The 16,274-nt window shown below is 30.3% G+C and carries 21 protein-coding genes; 18 read left to right on the top strand and 3 right to left on the bottom strand.

The genetic code is table 11. From position 1 onward, the window contains the following. Positions 1 to 3 precede the first annotated feature (3 nt). Positions 4 to 1,623 (top strand): lysozyme family protein, encoded by a 1,620-nt coding sequence (locus DW761_RS08225; RefSeq protein ID WP_117517457.1) that lies wholly within the window; start codon positions 4 to 6, stop codon positions 1,621 to 1,623. Between the two features lie 205 nt (positions 1,624 to 1,828). Here the strand turns inward: DW761_RS08225 and DW761_RS08220 are convergent, their stop codons facing one another. Together DW761_RS08220 and DW761_RS08215 are read right to left on the bottom strand one after the other, a co-directional pair. Continuing rightward, complete coding sequence (locus DW761_RS08220; protein ID WP_193600595.1) at positions 1,829 to 3,025, bottom strand: IS256 family transposase; 1,197 nt, start codon at positions 3,023 to 3,025, stop codon at positions 1,829 to 1,831. A gap of 258 nt (positions 3,026 to 3,283) precedes the next feature. Beyond that, entirely contained in the window at positions 3,284 to 5,203 is a 1,920-nt protein-coding gene (locus DW761_RS08215) for an immunoglobulin-like domain-containing protein (RefSeq protein ID WP_117517453.1), read from the bottom strand. Between the two features lie 591 nt (positions 5,204 to 5,794). Here DW761_RS08215 and DW761_RS08210 point away from each other — a divergent pair. From DW761_RS08210 to DW761_RS08185, 6 genes are all read left to right on the top strand, one after another. Further along, positions 5,795 to 6,001 carry a hypothetical protein gene (locus tag DW761_RS08210; RefSeq protein ID WP_182456274.1) on the top strand — a complete coding sequence of 69 codons (207 nt, stop codon included), beginning with the start codon at positions 5,795 to 5,797 and terminating at the stop codon, positions 5,999 to 6,001. A 40-nt stretch (positions 6,002 to 6,041) separates the two neighbouring features. Continuing rightward, positions 6,042 to 6,284 carry an Imm59 family immunity protein gene (locus tag DW761_RS08205; protein ID WP_016728906.1) on the top strand — a complete coding sequence of 81 codons (243 nt, stop codon included), beginning with the start codon at positions 6,042 to 6,044 and terminating at the stop codon, positions 6,282 to 6,284. Positions 6,285 to 6,390: 106 nt separating this feature from the next. Further along, entirely contained in the window at positions 6,391 to 6,720 is a 330-nt protein-coding gene (locus tag DW761_RS08200; protein WP_055169970.1) for a DUF4274 domain-containing protein, read from the top strand. A gap of 92 nt (positions 6,721 to 6,812) precedes the next feature. After that, the gene (locus DW761_RS08195) at positions 6,813 to 7,511 is read left to right on the top strand and encodes a hypothetical protein (RefSeq protein ID WP_233513064.1); all 699 of its coding nucleotides are present in this window, start codon (positions 6,813 to 6,815) and stop codon (positions 7,509 to 7,511) included. Positions 7,512 to 7,592: 81 nt separating this feature from the next. Further along, positions 7,593 to 8,156: a DUF3592 domain-containing protein gene (locus DW761_RS08190; protein WP_117517451.1), complete on the top strand. Its 564-nt coding sequence runs from the start codon at positions 7,593 to 7,595 to the stop codon at positions 8,154 to 8,156. A gap of 143 nt (positions 8,157 to 8,299) precedes the next feature. Continuing rightward, positions 8,300 to 8,695, top strand: a complete 396-nt coding sequence (locus DW761_RS08185; protein ID WP_117517449.1) for a hypothetical protein — start codon at positions 8,300 to 8,302, stop codon at positions 8,693 to 8,695. 264 nt (positions 8,696 to 8,959) lie between these two features. Here the strand turns inward: DW761_RS08185 and DW761_RS08180 are convergent, their stop codons facing one another. Beyond that, entirely contained in the window at positions 8,960 to 9,430 is a 471-nt protein-coding gene (locus DW761_RS08180) for a hypothetical protein (protein WP_117517447.1), read from the bottom strand. 161 nt (positions 9,431 to 9,591) lie between these two features. Here DW761_RS08180 and DW761_RS08175 point away from each other — a divergent pair, with 161 nt between their 5' ends. The 11 genes from DW761_RS08175 to DW761_RS08125 all read left to right on the top strand — a co-directional run bounded on the left by DW761_RS08175 (position 9,592) and on the right by DW761_RS08125 (position 16,270). Next, positions 9,592 to 10,347 (top strand): helix-turn-helix domain-containing protein, encoded by a 756-nt coding sequence (locus DW761_RS08175; protein ID WP_117517445.1) that lies wholly within the window; start codon positions 9,592 to 9,594, stop codon positions 10,345 to 10,347. A 284-nt stretch (positions 10,348 to 10,631) separates the two neighbouring features. Further along, on the top strand, positions 10,632 to 11,318 hold the full coding sequence (locus DW761_RS08170; RefSeq protein ID WP_199485614.1) for a hypothetical protein: 687 nt from the start codon (positions 10,632 to 10,634) through the stop codon (positions 11,316 to 11,318). Beyond that, on the top strand, positions 11,315 to 11,665 hold the full coding sequence (locus DW761_RS08165) for a hypothetical protein (protein ID WP_117517443.1): 351 nt from the start codon (positions 11,315 to 11,317) through the stop codon (positions 11,663 to 11,665). The genes DW761_RS08170 and DW761_RS08165 overlap by 4 nt, the downstream gene beginning before the upstream one ends. Positions 11,666 to 11,725: 60 nt before the next feature. Further along, a complete protein-coding gene (locus DW761_RS08160; RefSeq protein ID WP_117517441.1) occupies positions 11,726 to 12,100 on the top strand; it encodes a hypothetical protein in 375 nt (124 codons plus the stop codon). 406 nt (positions 12,101 to 12,506) lie between these two features. Beyond that, positions 12,507 to 12,872, top strand: coding sequence for a hypothetical protein (locus DW761_RS08155; protein WP_117517440.1), 366 nt, complete (start codon positions 12,507 to 12,509; stop codon positions 12,870 to 12,872). Between the two features lie 13 nt (positions 12,873 to 12,885). Continuing rightward, positions 12,886 to 13,329, top strand: coding sequence for a hypothetical protein (locus DW761_RS08150; RefSeq protein ID WP_117517438.1), 444 nt, complete (start codon positions 12,886 to 12,888; stop codon positions 13,327 to 13,329). A 39-nt stretch (positions 13,330 to 13,368) separates the two neighbouring features. Further along, entirely contained in the window at positions 13,369 to 13,779 is a 411-nt protein-coding gene (locus DW761_RS08145) for a regulatory YrvL family protein (protein ID WP_117517436.1), read from the top strand. A gap of 21 nt (positions 13,780 to 13,800) precedes the next feature. After that, the gene (locus DW761_RS08140) at positions 13,801 to 14,232 is read left to right on the top strand and encodes a hypothetical protein (protein WP_117517433.1); all 432 of its coding nucleotides are present in this window, start codon (positions 13,801 to 13,803) and stop codon (positions 14,230 to 14,232) included. A 205-nt stretch (positions 14,233 to 14,437) separates the two neighbouring features. Beyond that, complete coding sequence (locus tag DW761_RS08135; RefSeq protein WP_117517431.1) at positions 14,438 to 15,271, top strand: DUF4299 family protein; 834 nt, start codon at positions 14,438 to 14,440, stop codon at positions 15,269 to 15,271. A gap of 32 nt (positions 15,272 to 15,303) precedes the next feature. Further along, a complete protein-coding gene (locus DW761_RS08130; RefSeq protein WP_117517429.1) occupies positions 15,304 to 15,975 on the top strand; it encodes a suppressor of fused domain protein in 672 nt (223 codons plus the stop codon). 112 nt (positions 15,976 to 16,087) lie between these two features. Then, positions 16,088 to 16,270 carry a hypothetical protein gene (locus DW761_RS08125; RefSeq protein ID WP_117517427.1) on the top strand — a complete coding sequence of 61 codons (183 nt, stop codon included), beginning with the start codon at positions 16,088 to 16,090 and terminating at the stop codon, positions 16,268 to 16,270. Positions 16,271 to 16,274 lie beyond the last annotated feature (4 nt).

Genomic DNA, 16,274 nt, shown 5'->3' with positions numbered 1-16,274 from the left:
TTTATGAAAAACAATCCAAATAAAATTAAGATAAAAGAAACTGTACATGACATTAAAACAAAAGATAGTAAACAAAACATTAAATACTTTGTTAAGGATGTAGCCATCCATGAAAAAGAAAAAATCAAAGCAAATGATAATGGGAAAACCAAAAATGACACGACACAAGATTATGCTCCAAATCGAGTGGATGAAGTACAAAAAGCAACTGCTAAACAATCTTATCGAAGAACAAAGCAATTTATAGACAAGAAAAGAAAAAGAAATAAATCATTGAATGGAAAAGATATTATTGAAAATAAAGATAGCTTATCTTTAATACAGCCAAAACAAAAGGAAAAATTGATTTCCAATCATAAAAAAAGGTTATCTATAGATTCCAAAAATAAGATTCTTACAAAGAAACAGAAAGTTAAACAAACACTTCCTTATTCCAATTCATTTCAAACAAGTGATACTTATCAAAAGAGAATGAAGTCTTTCATGATGGTTAAGCATAAAAACAAAGTAAAAGCATCGAAAGAGATTGTCAAAAAGCCTATTCAAGCAGGAAATATTCTAGTAAGAACATGGAAAAGTGGTGCTTATGTTTTAACAAAAGCAGTACATGGAATATCACACCTTTGGACCTATGGAATGGGATTAATCATATTAGTTGTGATTACTTTGTTTATCGGTGTGTTTGCTTGTTTATCCGATGATGGAGGTATTAATAGTGAGATTGAACCATTAAGTGCGGAAGTATTAGCTTATGAAGAAACCATAACAAAATATGCCGAACAATATAAAATAGAAGAGTATGTTCCTATTTTAGAAGCCATCATGATGCAAGAATCTGGAGGAAAAGGAAATGACCCAATGCAATCTAGTGAAAGTGGATTTAATACAAAATACCCTAGAAAGCCAAATGGTATCACTGATGCAGATTATTCAATAGAAGTAGGAGTTCAAACATTTTCGAATTGTCTAACAAGAGCGAAAGTTGAAAGTCCAGCTGATACAGAAAAATTATATTTAGCCTTACAAGGATATAATTACGGTAGCGGATATATCGAATGGGCAGTAACAAACTTTGGTGGATATACTAAAGCAAATGCAAAATTGTTTTCAGATAACAAAAGAGCCGAGTTAGGAACTGATGTATATGGAGATCCTTTTTATGTCAGTCATGTTATGCGATATGTCAGTTTTTCATTTCGTGGAGGAACAAAACCAAATTTTGATAATTATGATGCTTGGGTAAACAAAAATCCATATGCTCAAGCAAAGTTGTATGGACAATGTACTTGGTTTGCATGGGGACGTTTCTATGAATTATATGGATATTCACCGGGATTTATCGGAGATGGTTGGAAGTGCGTAGATCAATTATTAAAAACACATGGAGATAAATTTGAGCGCTCAACAACGCCAAAAGCAGGTGCTGTATTTTCGGGTATTGGAAGAAATCATGTCGGCATAGTCATTGATGTTAAAGGAGATGTTCTTATCATTCAAGAAGGAAATTTAGATGGGAAAACTAACACTTTTAAAGATGCACGAAAAGATTGGCATACTAAAGAATACACGTTATCTCAATTAAGAGCTGCCATGCAAGGAGTTATATTTGCCAATCCAAAATAAAAGGTACTGATTATTTCAGTACCTAATTACATATAAATAATTTATTCAAAATTTTATATCTAATTTTCAATTATCCGCATGAGCCTGTAAATAATTTTGTGTAAAGTCAAATTTCATTAGTAGAATGGGTAGTAATTACATTGAGTAATCATGTAATTACTATTTTTTATAATGTTATCATAGAAATATTCGTTGTCAATGAACTCTATACTCTTCCTTCAAAAATAATTTGAAGACTTGAATATATCACTCCCCAATTGGCGTAAGGTACATTCCATTTTGAGGTTATTTTATCCTGTGCCAAATATAATGATTTAAATAAACTTTCATCTGTCGGGTATACTGTTCGTACTTTGGTAAACTTTCTAAAAGCACTGTTCAAGCTTTCTATTGCATTCGTTGTGTACATGATCTTTCTTAACTCTGGAACATAATTAAACATACTGCATACCTCGTTCCAGTTATCTCTCCAGACTTTAAATGCATACGGGTATTTATTACCCCATTTTTCTTGACACCTGTCCAGGTTTTCTAATGCACTCTGTTCTGTATTAGCACTGTATACTCTCTTTAAATCATGACAGTATTCTTTTCGATCTTTATAACTTAAATACTTACATGAATTTCTAATTAAATGAACAATACAGCGTTGCTGTATCGTACCGGGATAAGCTGATTCAATCGCCTGTTTAATACCCGTTAATCCATCGGAACATATAATTAAAATATCTTTTACACCTCGATTCTTTAAATCTGTAAGTACTGACAACCAGAATTTAGCTGTCTCATTTTCTCCAACCCATATACCCAGTACTTCTTTATAGCCGTCTTCAGTTACTCCCAAAACAATATAGGCTGCTTTTTTTACAACCATGTTTTCTGTTTTTACATTAAAGTGAACGCAGTCAATAAAAACTATAGGATATATAGTGTGTAATGGCCTGTTTTGCCACTCTAAAGCTGCAGGGATGATTTTATCAGTTATTTTACTAATCATTGGTGCACTAACATCTACACCATAGATATCTTTAATAGATTCACTAATATCTCTTGTAGACATCCCTCTGGCATACAGATTAATTATTTTATTATCAATATCTGATATATCTCTATTATATTTTTCAATAATCACAGGATCAAAAGATGCATTTCTATCTCGTGGGATATTAATATCAATATGGCCTTGTGAAGTTTTTACAGTCTTTTTAGAACTGCCATTACGATAATTATCTTTTTTAGCAGTTTGGTCATATTTATCATATCCCATATGTTCATCAAATTCAGTATCAAGCATTTCCTGAAGAGTTTCACCTAATAAATCTTTTAAAGCATTAGTAATATCATTTGGTGAAGTAACACCATATTCATCAATAATATATTTAACAATATCTTTTTTACTCATAATAAAAATCCTCCTTTGGTAGATGATATCATTCTACCAATGAAGGATTGTTTACACAAATTATTTTACAGTCTCATCCGCATAAACACTATACTTTTAAACATTTTGAAATATAAGAAAACACTCATTTTACCACGAATTTACCACGATTGAACGAGCCTTGATATGACGATAGGAATTTGAAAAGGACACCTTATAGTTTGGTGTCCTTTTACATGAACAATCATTAGTCGCTATTGATTGTTATTATACATTTTGTTAATCGTTCCTATTTCTTTTACGTTTTTTACGGAATAAAACAGCTAATGCACCAGTTGAACCAGCAAACATAGAAGCGAACAATCCTACGTTTGTTACATCGCCTGTTTTTACAGGGTTCTTTTGTCCGCTAGGCTTTGTTGGAGTAGTTGGTTTGTTCGGTTTCTGTGGCTGTTGTGGACTTACAGGTTTATTTGTTGTTTTTTCTTTTACTGTAACTGTAATTGTTTTTTCGGAAGAAGCTCCGTTTTTATCTGTTACCTTATAGGTTACATGGTAAGTACCAGCCTTAGAAGTATCAACATCATTTGCAATGATATTATCTTTTGTTAAAGTAATCGTTCCGTCCTCTTTATCCGTTGCTGTAACATTTGCCAATGGGTCGAACATATCGCCTACATTCAATGTAACATCATTTGCGGAAATGGTTGGAACAGAGTTAAGGTCGCCTGTATTTTGTTTCACAATTACAGTAATCGTCTTTTCGGAAGAAGCTCCGTTTTTATCTGTTACCTTATAGGTTACATGGTAAGTACCAGCCTTAGAAGTATCAACATCATTTGCAATGATATTATCTTTTGTCAAAGTGATAGTTCCGTCCTCTTTATCCGTTGCTGTAACATTTGCCAATGGGTTGAAAGTATCGCCTACATTCAATGTAACATCATTTGCAGAAATAGTTGGAGCAGTATTCGGAATATCAGTTGAACCTTCTACAGTAACAGTAATAACTTTTCTACTAGATTTTCCTTCACTATCTGTTACTTCATAAGTTACATGATAAACACCAGCACTAGAAGTGTCTACATCATTTTCAATTATATTTTCTCGTGTTAAAGTAATTGGACCATCTTCAAAATCACTGGCAGTTACATTTTTCAATGGGTCAAATGTATCCCCCACTTTTAATGTGACATCTTCTGCAAAAATATCGGGTAGAGATGATGTTCCAAGTATATGTATTGTAATCTCTAATGTTTTTTTACCCCCTTTATATGTGCCACAATCATATTGATAAATGAATTCTTTGTTTACATCATCAATATAAGCAATTCCTGTATCTTTATCTAATTTCCCATTCTGCAAAATAGTAATTTTTGAAATATCTATTCCTTTACATATATCTTTGAAATAGAAGTGATTTTTTTCTGTTGTAGTCCAAAGGTTAGTATTTCCAACATTTACAGTTTCAAGATTTGGATTGTTGCCAATGTTATACCATGTATAGTGCGTATCAGCAGTTAAAGACTTTAAATTTGTATTTTTACTTACATCAAATCCCCACATATTTAAACCTATTATTTCAAGATTTTTCAAACTTGTATTTTTGCTTAAGTCTAATTCTTTAAGAGGTGCAGCAAGAGATAAATCCTGTAAATTTGTAAAGTATTCTATACCTTTTATAGATGTAAATTCCTGATTATACCTTTCTTGTATTTTCATGCTAGTAACGTTATTGATTTCTTCTTTTGATAAACTTTTGTCCTTATCTTTGTCAAAATTAGTTTCTACAAATAATCTAAATGCCTGATTAGGAAAATGTGCTTCATCAATAGCAATACTTCCAGCCTTTACCTCTGTATTCTTGTTTTCTTCGACTGTCTTATCTTCAGTAACCACTTCTTTTTTTGGTGTTGCAGGTGTTTCCTGTTTTGTACTTTCTTCTGTTAAATCTTCTTTTAAAGTTTCTGCATTTTCAGCTGTTTTTTCCTGCTCTTTGTTTGTTGCATATTCCTGCACTTCTGCGTTTTCTGTTTCCTGTTCCACAGGAACTTGCTCTGTCTTGTTTTCTTCTACAATGGCTTCCTGCACAACTTCTGTGTTTTCCTGTGCCATGACAGGAGTAGGAAGCCCTGTAAGTGCAGTTGTTGTCCCGATCATCAATGCGGAACTTACTGCAAGGACTTGTTTTTTCTTCATAGTTTGTTCGCTCCTTGTTCTTCATAAATTTTCTGCATAGAAAAACGCACAAAGCACCCCTTATAGCTGGGTAACCTGTGCGTTCTGTTTCTTATTGATAAAATTGAAAAAGGGCAGAATTTACTTGTCTGTCTGTCTGTCTGTCTGTCTGTCTGTCTGTCGCAAGCGTAACAATTTGTGAACATGACTGTCAACCCTTTCTTTCAAAAAATTCAATCCTTGCTTCTATACAAAAACATTATACTGGAAACAAACACCTCTTTCAATCTTTTTATGCGTGCAAGATAAAAAAATTGAGTATGACATCACACTTTTTCTTTTCTGTGTTTGGTAGCCAAGAGGAAGAAAGGGATAACCTATTTTGTTTTTGAAATACCAATACTGTACATAAATTTATATGTAAAGGCAGAAAATATTGTGTTGAAGAATAAAGGCAACCAGAACGCAGTCAATCCACAGAACCCTACACCGCAGGGACAGCCGAAAAAATAGTATTCCTAAATAGATTTTCATTGTAGCGGATATACGTAACTGTTATAATATGGATATGAAGAAAGCGACCAATCCAAATTGTATGTGGAGGAATGCGAAGTGAAAATATATTACAAAGGCTTTTTATGCAATCTTGCCCCTTATCGTGTGATGGGCGAAGATAGACATGCATTATTTCCTGTTACCCAGTCGAATGATCCTACATTTTATGAAGAATTTGATGAAGTTCACTATGGATTATGGGCGAAAGTATTAACAGATGAAGAATATCAAGAAATCGTTGATACTGTTACGAAAAATGAATAGACAACTTTGAAGTTGCAATGCAAAAATAGGAACATGAAACATGAACATAAAAGAAGCAATAAAAATGATACAGGACGAGAAATTACAAGGTTATAATATGAATGAAAGGAAAGATGATAGAGAAAATGAAGTTGTGTTAATGCGTGAGAATGATAAGTGGATTGTTTATGCAACAGATGAAAGGGCTAGTAAGGTTACAAATTCACAAGATATTTATTTAGATGAGGAAGAAGCCTTAGATGATTTTATTGATAGATTAAGAGCTTTTAATAGATTAAGGTAGCTATGGGAGAATTAAAATGACCGCTAAAAAGATATTTAGTAATTTTCTTTTAAATAGACAACTTCCAGTTTGTAGTGCAGTAAATTAGAATTTGGGAGATATAAAAATGGTATATAATGATTTAAGAAGTAAACTAAATGAATACAACTGGGATGACGGATTTGAAATTCCAAAACAAATACTTGCTGCCCCCAGTTGTGATTTAGCACTAGCATTAGAGATATTTTATTTAAGTGATGGTTATGCTTTCTTAGACGATTCAACAAAGATAACTGACTTAAAAGAATGGGGGAAATTTATTACCGTTCTCTATGATGATATATTGAACAATAAATTCCCAAAGACAAGCACAGCATTTGAAATTCCATTATCTCAAGTTCAAAAATACAAACTTCAGAAAAAAGGTATTTCAAAAATTTTTTTAACTGACTTGTAACTTCCAGTTTGTAGAACTGTATTAAATCATCAAATCACATAGAGGTGGCGATTATGCGATATAAAAAAATTTTATTAGGTGTTATTGCAGGCGTGCTTTGTTTGGGAATATTAAATGGTTGTAGTGGTTATTCGCATGATTTTAACTCTAGTGAAGAAGCACAAAAATATATCTTATCCAAATTAAAGGACAAATACAATGAAGAATTTATCATTACAGAAGTGAAGAAGTATAAAGAAGAAAAAATAGGATTGAACTGGATTATGGCAGAAGTTTCCAGTAAAGAAAATTCTTCTCAAACTGCTACTGTATATACACGAAATACTGGACTTTTTGAGGATAGTTACCATGTTTATTACTTTTCTGATGAAATAAAAGAACTTGCAACTCCTTTATTTCAAGATAAGCCTTTTATAAGAGATTATCAAATTGAAGTTCAAGGGCATACAACCACAACAGAATGGAATGGTAAGGAAAGTGTAGAAGAATATCTGAAAAAAAGAGAATACGAAATAGAAACAAGTATATATCTTAACGAGGGAAAAACAGACGAAGAATATGCAGAAGAAATTTCCTATATCATGCAAGAAATTGTAGAAAGTGCTTTGGTTTTTAATATTTCAGTATATACAAATGATGATAACATTATTTTCTATTCTCTACCAGAACAGCACAGTCAACCAGATGTAGAAGCGATTTTAGAAAAAATGGAAGATGTTAAAAGACAACAAGAAGCAAAAAAAGATTATAAGGAATGGAAAAAACAAAATCAAAATAATGAAAAAGATTAAGAATTAAAAATATCTTGCTTTGACATTAACGCATAGGAAACATAGTAGTAAGTAAGATTGAAGGAAAGGAATAGATAAACAATGAACTTTGAAGGATTAAAATTATTATTTTGTGTAGCAGCTTTTGGTTGGATTGTTTATATGGCTTTTAAACAAAAAATGCATAAGATGGATCCTGAATCATTTAAGTTTCTTGCGTTGATATTCGGTGGGCTTTTATTAGCTTTTATATGTTTTCTTATCCCAGGCGGAGCTAAATATACATTTATATTAATAGGCGTTACAATAGGAGGAATGATTACGATGATTTTTTATCATAATATTAAATCTGTTGCTATTTGTAATGAAGAAATTATGGGGGTCTATCAAGGCTATAATTCGTATCCAAGTAAAACAGTATCAAGCTATGCTCCTATTTTTAAATACAAGTACAACGGAAAAACATATGTCCGTCAGTGTTCTAACACATATAGCTTTAAGAAATTAGATAAGGATATGGTTAAGGGAAATAAATATCGTATATATATAAACCCTAAAAATCCATCATCTTTCGTACTTAACAAAAAAGTCGGTATCAAAAATGTAATGTGTATGATTTTTGGAGTAATGTGTATTTTTGTCGGTTTATCTGCGTTATTCGTTTAAACATATTTTTATAATGGTATAATATTTTTATAATGGGATGATATTTTTATAATGGGATGATATTTTATTGTAATCGTTTTTTTCAAATGATAAAATGAGAATAACCATTTATGACAAATTAAATTTTACAGGAGGATATTAAAATGCTAAAAGAACAAGATATTAGAGAATATCTAAAGAAGAAGGATATTACATTTAATGAAAATTCATCTATTATTGGAGTTATATTTCCGAGTAAATTCACATATGCTCTTGGACCGATTGCTACTGCTCTTTCAATGCAGTATTACGCAATAAACTTTAGTGATAGTGGTATTGCTATTATCGGTTTAAATAATGTAACGGGCAAATTAGAAGATGAAGCATTTCTTTTCGTTTCTAAGGAAGAAATAGCAAGCACTAAATTCAATAAAAAGTTGATGTCTTACGAATTAGAAATTACTACATCAAAGGGTACATTAGCATTTAAGGTAAATAAGACAATGGTTGGTGCTTCATGGCATAAAGAGAACTTAGCGACCATTTTAAATCGTTTGTAAACTAAAAAGAAATATCAATATTTACAAAGCAGTTAGTCTTAGGATTAGCTGCTTTTAAAAAAGACACCATTTAGATGTATGATGTCTTTTGGGTGTTACTTTATAGGTCATATCAAGGCTCATTCAATCGTGGTAAAATCGTGGTAAAATGAGTGTTTTCTTATATTTCAAAATGCTTAAAAGTATAGTGTTTATGCGGATAATCGCAAATTAGATATAAAATTTTGAATAAATACTTTTCGCTACTATTGTTCTTTTACCAATTTATTTGATGATTAAGCTGATAGAACCAGAAAAGTTATTCATTTCAAGAATAATATAATTACTTGCAGAAGGTAATGATATCATTTCAAAATATGAACCATTACTATCAAATAGTGTTTTTGGTTTAGCTGCACCAGTTTTTAAAATTAATTTACATGAACCATCTTTAATAATGGAATTGTATTTAATTTGTAAGTTGTTACTGTTTTTTCTTTCTAATGCAGTTCCCCCAAATAGTATTTCTTGTCCAGAAAAATGGCTATATTCGGCATCATAAGTTCCTACATAATTATCTTGTCCAAAATTACGATTACCTTGAAGTTCTTTATCTTTACTCAGACTAATATCACCTATTGTTTGTAATATGTTGTTATACTGTTCAATCATTTCGTCTTTAGTGCAAGCAGATAAACATAGTAATAAACAACATATAGTTAAAATTAAGCCTTGTGTCACTAAATTAAATAACATGTATGTAGAACTTTATGAATAAAAAATAGTTTGTATAAGGCAGAGATATCGTTGATGTCTCTGTTTTTTTGCTCATATTCGTTTAAAATGGAGTATTCTACTAATAGTAGGTTTACTTGCGAATGGAAATAACTAATAATGTGCTTGAGGAGGGATAGATTATGAAACAAATAGACAATGAAAAATTTGGTAAGTTTATTACTGAATTAAGAAAAGAAAAGAATTTAACACAAAAGAAATTAGCAGATCAATTATTTGTATCTGATAAAACTGTGAGTAAGTGGGAAAGAGGTGCAAGTTTCCCAAATGTAGTATTATTGATTCCAATTGCTGAATGTTTAGAAGTTAGTGTGACAGAACTATTGATGGGAGAACATCTAGATAGACATGATATGATTCAACACGATGATGTAGACAATATGGTTTCGTATTCATTAGAATCGTCTGTTAAAGCAATGGTTTCCTATAATAAAAGAAAATGGAAAATGATTTGGGGGATATCTTGTTTTATTGTCATTTTAGAATGTTTATATTTATTGGTATCTACATACCCGTTAGAACATATAAGAGGAATTGCTTGTGTTTCAGGAGTAATGATGATTTTTGCACTATGGGCGTGTGTTTATGCCAGAGAATTACCATCTTTTTATGACGAAAATAGAATCAATTATGTATCACAAGGTATATTTAGAATTCATATGCCAGGCTTAACTTTTAATAATTCAAACTGGCCAGAAATACTAAAGTTATTACGCTTTGATTCTTTATGTATGGCGGTAGGTACTCCTTTGTTTTATCATATCTCTATATTAATGGTCGGCTATCAATTGTTTGATAATATCAAATTGTATGCTTTATGGATTGTTATCCTTATATCAATAGGTGCAGTATATTACATAGGAAAAAAGTACGAGTAAGAGTTGTTTAACTTTTTTTGTAAAATAAGTGTATGTTATTGTAAGAAATTATTGTAAGAAATTAACTATTTTGATAAAATGGAGTAAAAGTTAATGGTAATATTTAATTAAGGGAGAGATTGTTATGCACATGAAATATTATTTAGAATGCAATTCAATTGTACTGCAAAACCCATATTACCTTTTAACATGTTCAAATTTAAGATGATTTTTAACGCATAATAACGGATAAAATTAATTTAGTTATTATGCGTTTTTTTATTTGAATAGGAGCGATTTATATTGTGAAGAAAATATTGGCATACGCTATGACTATATCTTTATTACTTTGTGGTTGTAGCTATCAAGAATCTTATAGAGGAGGGGTTGAAATGGATAAATCATATAAAGAATTATCAACTATTTTTAGACAATATGGGCTTAATGGCCTTAATGATGAGTTAGTTTATAATCTAGAACAAAGATATAAGGAACTACCTTCTGAAATAGAATTTAATAAAGCAGCGGATTTATTAACATCACTTGGAGAAGGGGATATCGATTATGAAAATATGACATGGAAACCATCTGAAAATGGAGTTTATGCTTTTGACGTAGAAATATTTGATGTTGAAAATATGTATAAAAACTTCTTAATTGGTGTTTCATATTTAGATAGAGAAGAACTAAATTTTACAAATATAGTAGAAGATACAAGTCTTGTTGATTGGGAAGATGGCACTGGATCTAGAAGTGTTTCATTTGATTGGAATGGACAACATTTTAACATTGATGCAAAAGTTGAAGGAGATTGGTTTGATTCAAGTGTTGCAGATGATTTAAATAGAATTATTATAAGTCAAGATACAGGCAAACAATTGTATTTTACAAGTGATGGATATCAAGAAGGAATTGTATTTTATTGCGATAAAGAATGGGCTAATGATTTTGAAAAGGACACAGGTTTGAAATTAGAAGAATTTAATCAATGATTGAAATTTTTAAAAAGGATTGGTGTTTTATGAGAGAACTATATTGTAAAAAATGCGGAAAGAAAGTTAATACAAAGTTATGGATGGTTCCTAATAGCTGTGTTTGTGGTGTAAATCTTGACGAATGGCAAAAAGATAGTGGAAGAACTACTTTTCGTTATTTGCTATGCTTATTTTTATTGATGCTTCCTTTGTTTTTGCTTATTTATTTACTACGAACGCTATTAAAGAATTTGATTATATTATATGCTCTTATTCTTTTGATTTCGATGATATGGCTTCGGCAAGCTGATGGACTTTTAATTCGTATAGGAATAGTAAAGATGAAGAATATTATTGTAAAGTAGTATTTCTTATTTAAATTATTTCAATCATAAGAATAACTTTGTAATAGTGAGGTGATGGAGATGCTTATTGTTTTTGGAATTGTTGTGTTGGCTAGTGCTGTATTGTTACTTTATTTAAAGTATCGTGTAGTGCTTGGCGGAGATAAATGTAAAGCCACAATTGTTGACGTTGCTAGTCGTAATGGTGGTTATGTCGTTGGTGGTGTACAAGTTAGAAAAAAAGCATTTATCGTTAAAATTAACAATCGTAAATATTATACAGCACATGGTTGTATATTCGAAAAATTTGGAAAGCAAAAAATTGGAAAAGAAATCACTGTTTATAAAAAGGAACAGTATGGTAATGAAGTTTTTAAAATGCACGATTATCGAATTGAGATTGTAAGTTTAATTTTAGTGATTTTTAGTATATTTTTAATCAGATATAGTCTATAGATACTATAAAGAAGTTCCAATTCTAAAAGTATAAATTATATAAAATAAGAAGGTGAGAATATGAAAGATTCAAACTTAAAAATAACTTCTATGAAGGATATATATGAATGATTTCTTGAACAAGGATATAATGTAACAATTGATAATGATAATTCATTTATATCTGTTATTGGAAAAGATTTTATTGTATGTGGCGATGATGATCTCGTTACATCAAAAGGGAAAAAGGATTTATTTACGACAAGTAGTCATGTTATAAGCGGTGACTTGTATGTGTATGAGGAAGTATATAAACTATTTAAATATTATACTGATAATGCAGACCAGTATATTTCAAAGAAAATATTTAATTTGTTGTGAATGATAAGTAAAAGCTAATGCTTTCTAAAACTTAGGGGGATGATATATGAAAAAAGAATTAAGACACATAATAATGATTATTGTTGCGTCAGTAGTGGGTAGCATAGTCGGTTATATCTTAGGAAAAATTCAGATTCAGCAACTACAAGATCCGGATTTTATCCAACAGCTTATGAGCCATAATATGATGATTCATGAACCTATTGGAGTTATAAACAGTATGCTGCTAGGTATTTGTATTTTTTCTGGTGTAGCTACGGGCTTGATAATCTATAATCATTTTACTTGTAAATTTACTTTAGCAACGAGAATGATTATTGGTATTTTGGCATTCCCATTCTATTCAATTCTTGGAATTTTGGGTGTTATACCATATTTTATTTATAACGTAGTGCTTTTGATGAAAAAATAAGAGGGTGATGATTATGAAATTAAAACGATTAGTAGCAGTGTTTTTGCTTTTAATATCTATGAGTGTTAGTGGCTGTGCATCAAAAGATATAGTAGATAAAAATAATAATTTAATCTATCAAGAATCAATATCTCCTAATGAAAAATATGTTGATAATAAAGAAGATGTCGTTCGCTATATCGTTGAAGTCTACCAAGAAAATGATGAAACAATTTCTATTATAGCAAAGTCAAACAGTAAGTTTTTTGAACCTTTGGATTATGAATTTTATATCAATAAGTCTTTTTCAAAAGACGATATTACTGTTGAATGGACAACGCTTATGGGCAGTACTGAAGCGACAAAAGAAAATCAATTATGTGTCGCAATGGTAAAGGTTAAAGGAAATGAAGAGGCAATAAAGATTAATTTTTTTAATAAAGGAATTGAATTGATAGAAGATGCCTTAGCTAAATAAGTAAGTTTAAAAGAGTTGAAAAAGGAGTTGTTGTTTGTAGTGGGATTTTTTAAGAAGAATAAAGAAAAATTAATAACTTTTATAATCTGTGGAACTATTTTTATTGCTGTTTTATCCGTTATTGCTTTATTTAGTGGAGCAATAATGCGATTGTTTGGTTTTCAATATCATTCTGTAGGAAGTATTATTTTATTCTTTGTTATCGCAACAATTGTTTCATATCCGATTAATCTAATTGCGGGTGGATTTCCGAAGGCTCTTTATAAATTGAAGCGAATCAGTAAAAAAAGTACAATCGGTTTATATCTAATTTTAGATACTATTGCGACATGTTTTGGATTAATGATTGTGGACTATTGTATGTCTACTATTTTTGCAAGTGATCTATCAATACTAGTCATTTCTTTTATATTAGCTTTGCCGGGCATTGGTGATTTTAAAAATATGTAAGAATACGATGGAGGATTTTATATGGAAGAAGTAGTAAATAATGGAGAAATTGTTGCAACATACCCAGCTGTATTTGTGGGTACAGCAATTGGTGGCACAATATTTGAATTTATCTGCATGATTGTTTGTATAGTTGCAGCACCACCTGAACAAAAAACACTTTTGACAACCTTATTATTAGTTATTACATCAATTTTGATTATCATTAGCATTGGTTTTAAACGCTATAAGGTTATTGTTAATAGTGAAGGCATTACAGAGATTCCATTATTAGGAAAAAGAAAATACGTTAGTTTCAAAGAAATTAAAAGCATTAAAATCAAAGGATCAAAAGCAATCTTAATTTTAGGCAATGGTGTAAAGATTTATATTGATCCTTCAGCAGTAGGGCATAAAGAAATATTCAATGTTTTTTATGAAAATGGATTAATAAAATCTTCATTCTCCAAATAAGTTATAAATTTGAGTTTTAATCTTCTGTAGTATTATCCAATCATCCTATTTCCCGTTTTTAAAAGATGTATTGAATAGAATAAGATATGTTTTAGTCGGGATTTATCTCTTTTATCAATCTATTCGATTAATGAAGACAAAAAATGAAGTTAGAAAATAATTGGTTTTCAAAAGAAATGAAATTTTAAGTTAAGGAGGCGTAATTATGTCAGTAACTGCAAGAATTAAACAAAAATCATTATTTAAGAAAAAAATGAATCTAGAAGATATTATTAAATTTACAGGATTATCTTATGGTGTTTGTGATGAAAACTATCGCCTTGATAGAGATGAGATAGGCGAACATACTCTAATTTATGATGAAGCAAAATTAGCTAGAGGATTTGAGTTGTGGCTTGAAGGGAGTGATGTTTTACTTTCTTTAAGTTTACCAACTGCACCATCAGAAATTAGACTATTCTATAGCTTAGTAGAGAAACTTTGCAACGAGTTCAATACTAAAAAATATTTAAGAGAAGATGAAGAAGCTTATTTATATGAAGACGAAGAATTTATTAAATGGGATGAAGAAGCAAGTATTGTTGCACTAGAAGAGATGACAAGTAAAACGGAGGATGAGTATCGCTGTTTTGAAATATTTGGTATTTATAATCCAATCGCTATTGGACAAAGAGAATTACAAAGAATTGATTGCAACTTAAATAATCTTGAAGAATATCTAAATGAAATCCAATCTCTAGATGTTTATTATGCAACACCAAGCGTATATAGGAAGAAAGATACGAATGAATTATTTGGGATTTATTCGATTGTTGCTGATATTCCTTGTGTTGTTCCTAATAAACCTTATATCATTCTTGATCAAATCAAAGGAATTAATTATTGGTATGTCATGATTAGAAAAGGAATGACAGTTACATACGACGATTTTATCAATCATATCTCTTCAAAAGAATATTATGATGCAAATCATGTTATTGCCTTATTAAATGATGATGAAATTGATGCTTTGATTGAACAATATAGTGTCGAAATTTAGATTAAATGGGTAAGGATAAGGAGGCACTCTATATGGGATTGTTTGATAAATTTAAGAAGAAAAATGAATTATTAGATAATGAGCAAAATGAAGAAATTGAAGCACTAGGATGGGATGCAATAGATAAGTTATGTGATAAAGTTTATCCTAACCAAAAGAATCCTAAGCATTATGGAGCGATGATAAAATGGAGATTGGGCGGTAATGATCCCCTTGATGGTATTAGTGTATATGATGGTGGTGATTATTGGCATTTTATAACTTATGGACTATCTGAACTTTATGAAAAAGAAAGCGAAGATAAAGAGTGGAGTGGTTATGGTATGGAGTTGACTTTGAAACTCAAAAAGGATCACTACGAAAATGAAGAAGATGAAATACGTTGTATATGTGGTATATTACAATCTATTGCCAGAATTACTTTTACCCAAGGTGAATTATTTAATGCTTACGAATATCTATACACAGGTCAAACAACAGGTATAGATAGTAAAGGGACATCCAATATTACAGGATTTATAACGATACCAGATGATAAATTTGTTGAAATAAATACACCTAATGGAAAGGTAATATTTGTTGAATTTATTGGAGTGACAGATAAAGAATTAAGAGCCATTCAAAACAAGGAATATAGTGTAATAGAATTACTTGAGAAATTAAACACAGATGTTACGAGTTACACTAGATCATCAATAGTATAAGGCTGTAAGGTTAAAAAGGTTGTCACGTTAGTGAACAAGAAAATATTAGTTAATAATCATTTTATGTCATCAAATCATTATTGAAGTGAAAACATTTTAAATGGGGATAATTATGAAAGAGAGAAGTTACTTAATTAGTGTAGGAATTGTTATTTACATTGTTATGTCGGCAGTTGATAGGTTTATCTACCATATACCTAATATTATTTATATTCCATTGGCAATTCTTGGTATTACCTTAATTTTAATTGGCTTTTTCAAAGATAAATCTCAACAGCATAATATAAATGGTTAAAAAG

The organism is Absiella sp. AM29-15 (genome assembly GCF_003434225.1).
GTDB lineage: Bacteria > Bacillota_I > Bacilli_A > Erysipelotrichales > Erysipelotrichaceae > Hoskinsella > Hoskinsella hominis.
Note: the sequence above shows the minus strand (reverse complement) of the source record. Positions and strands in the feature narration are given on the sequence as shown.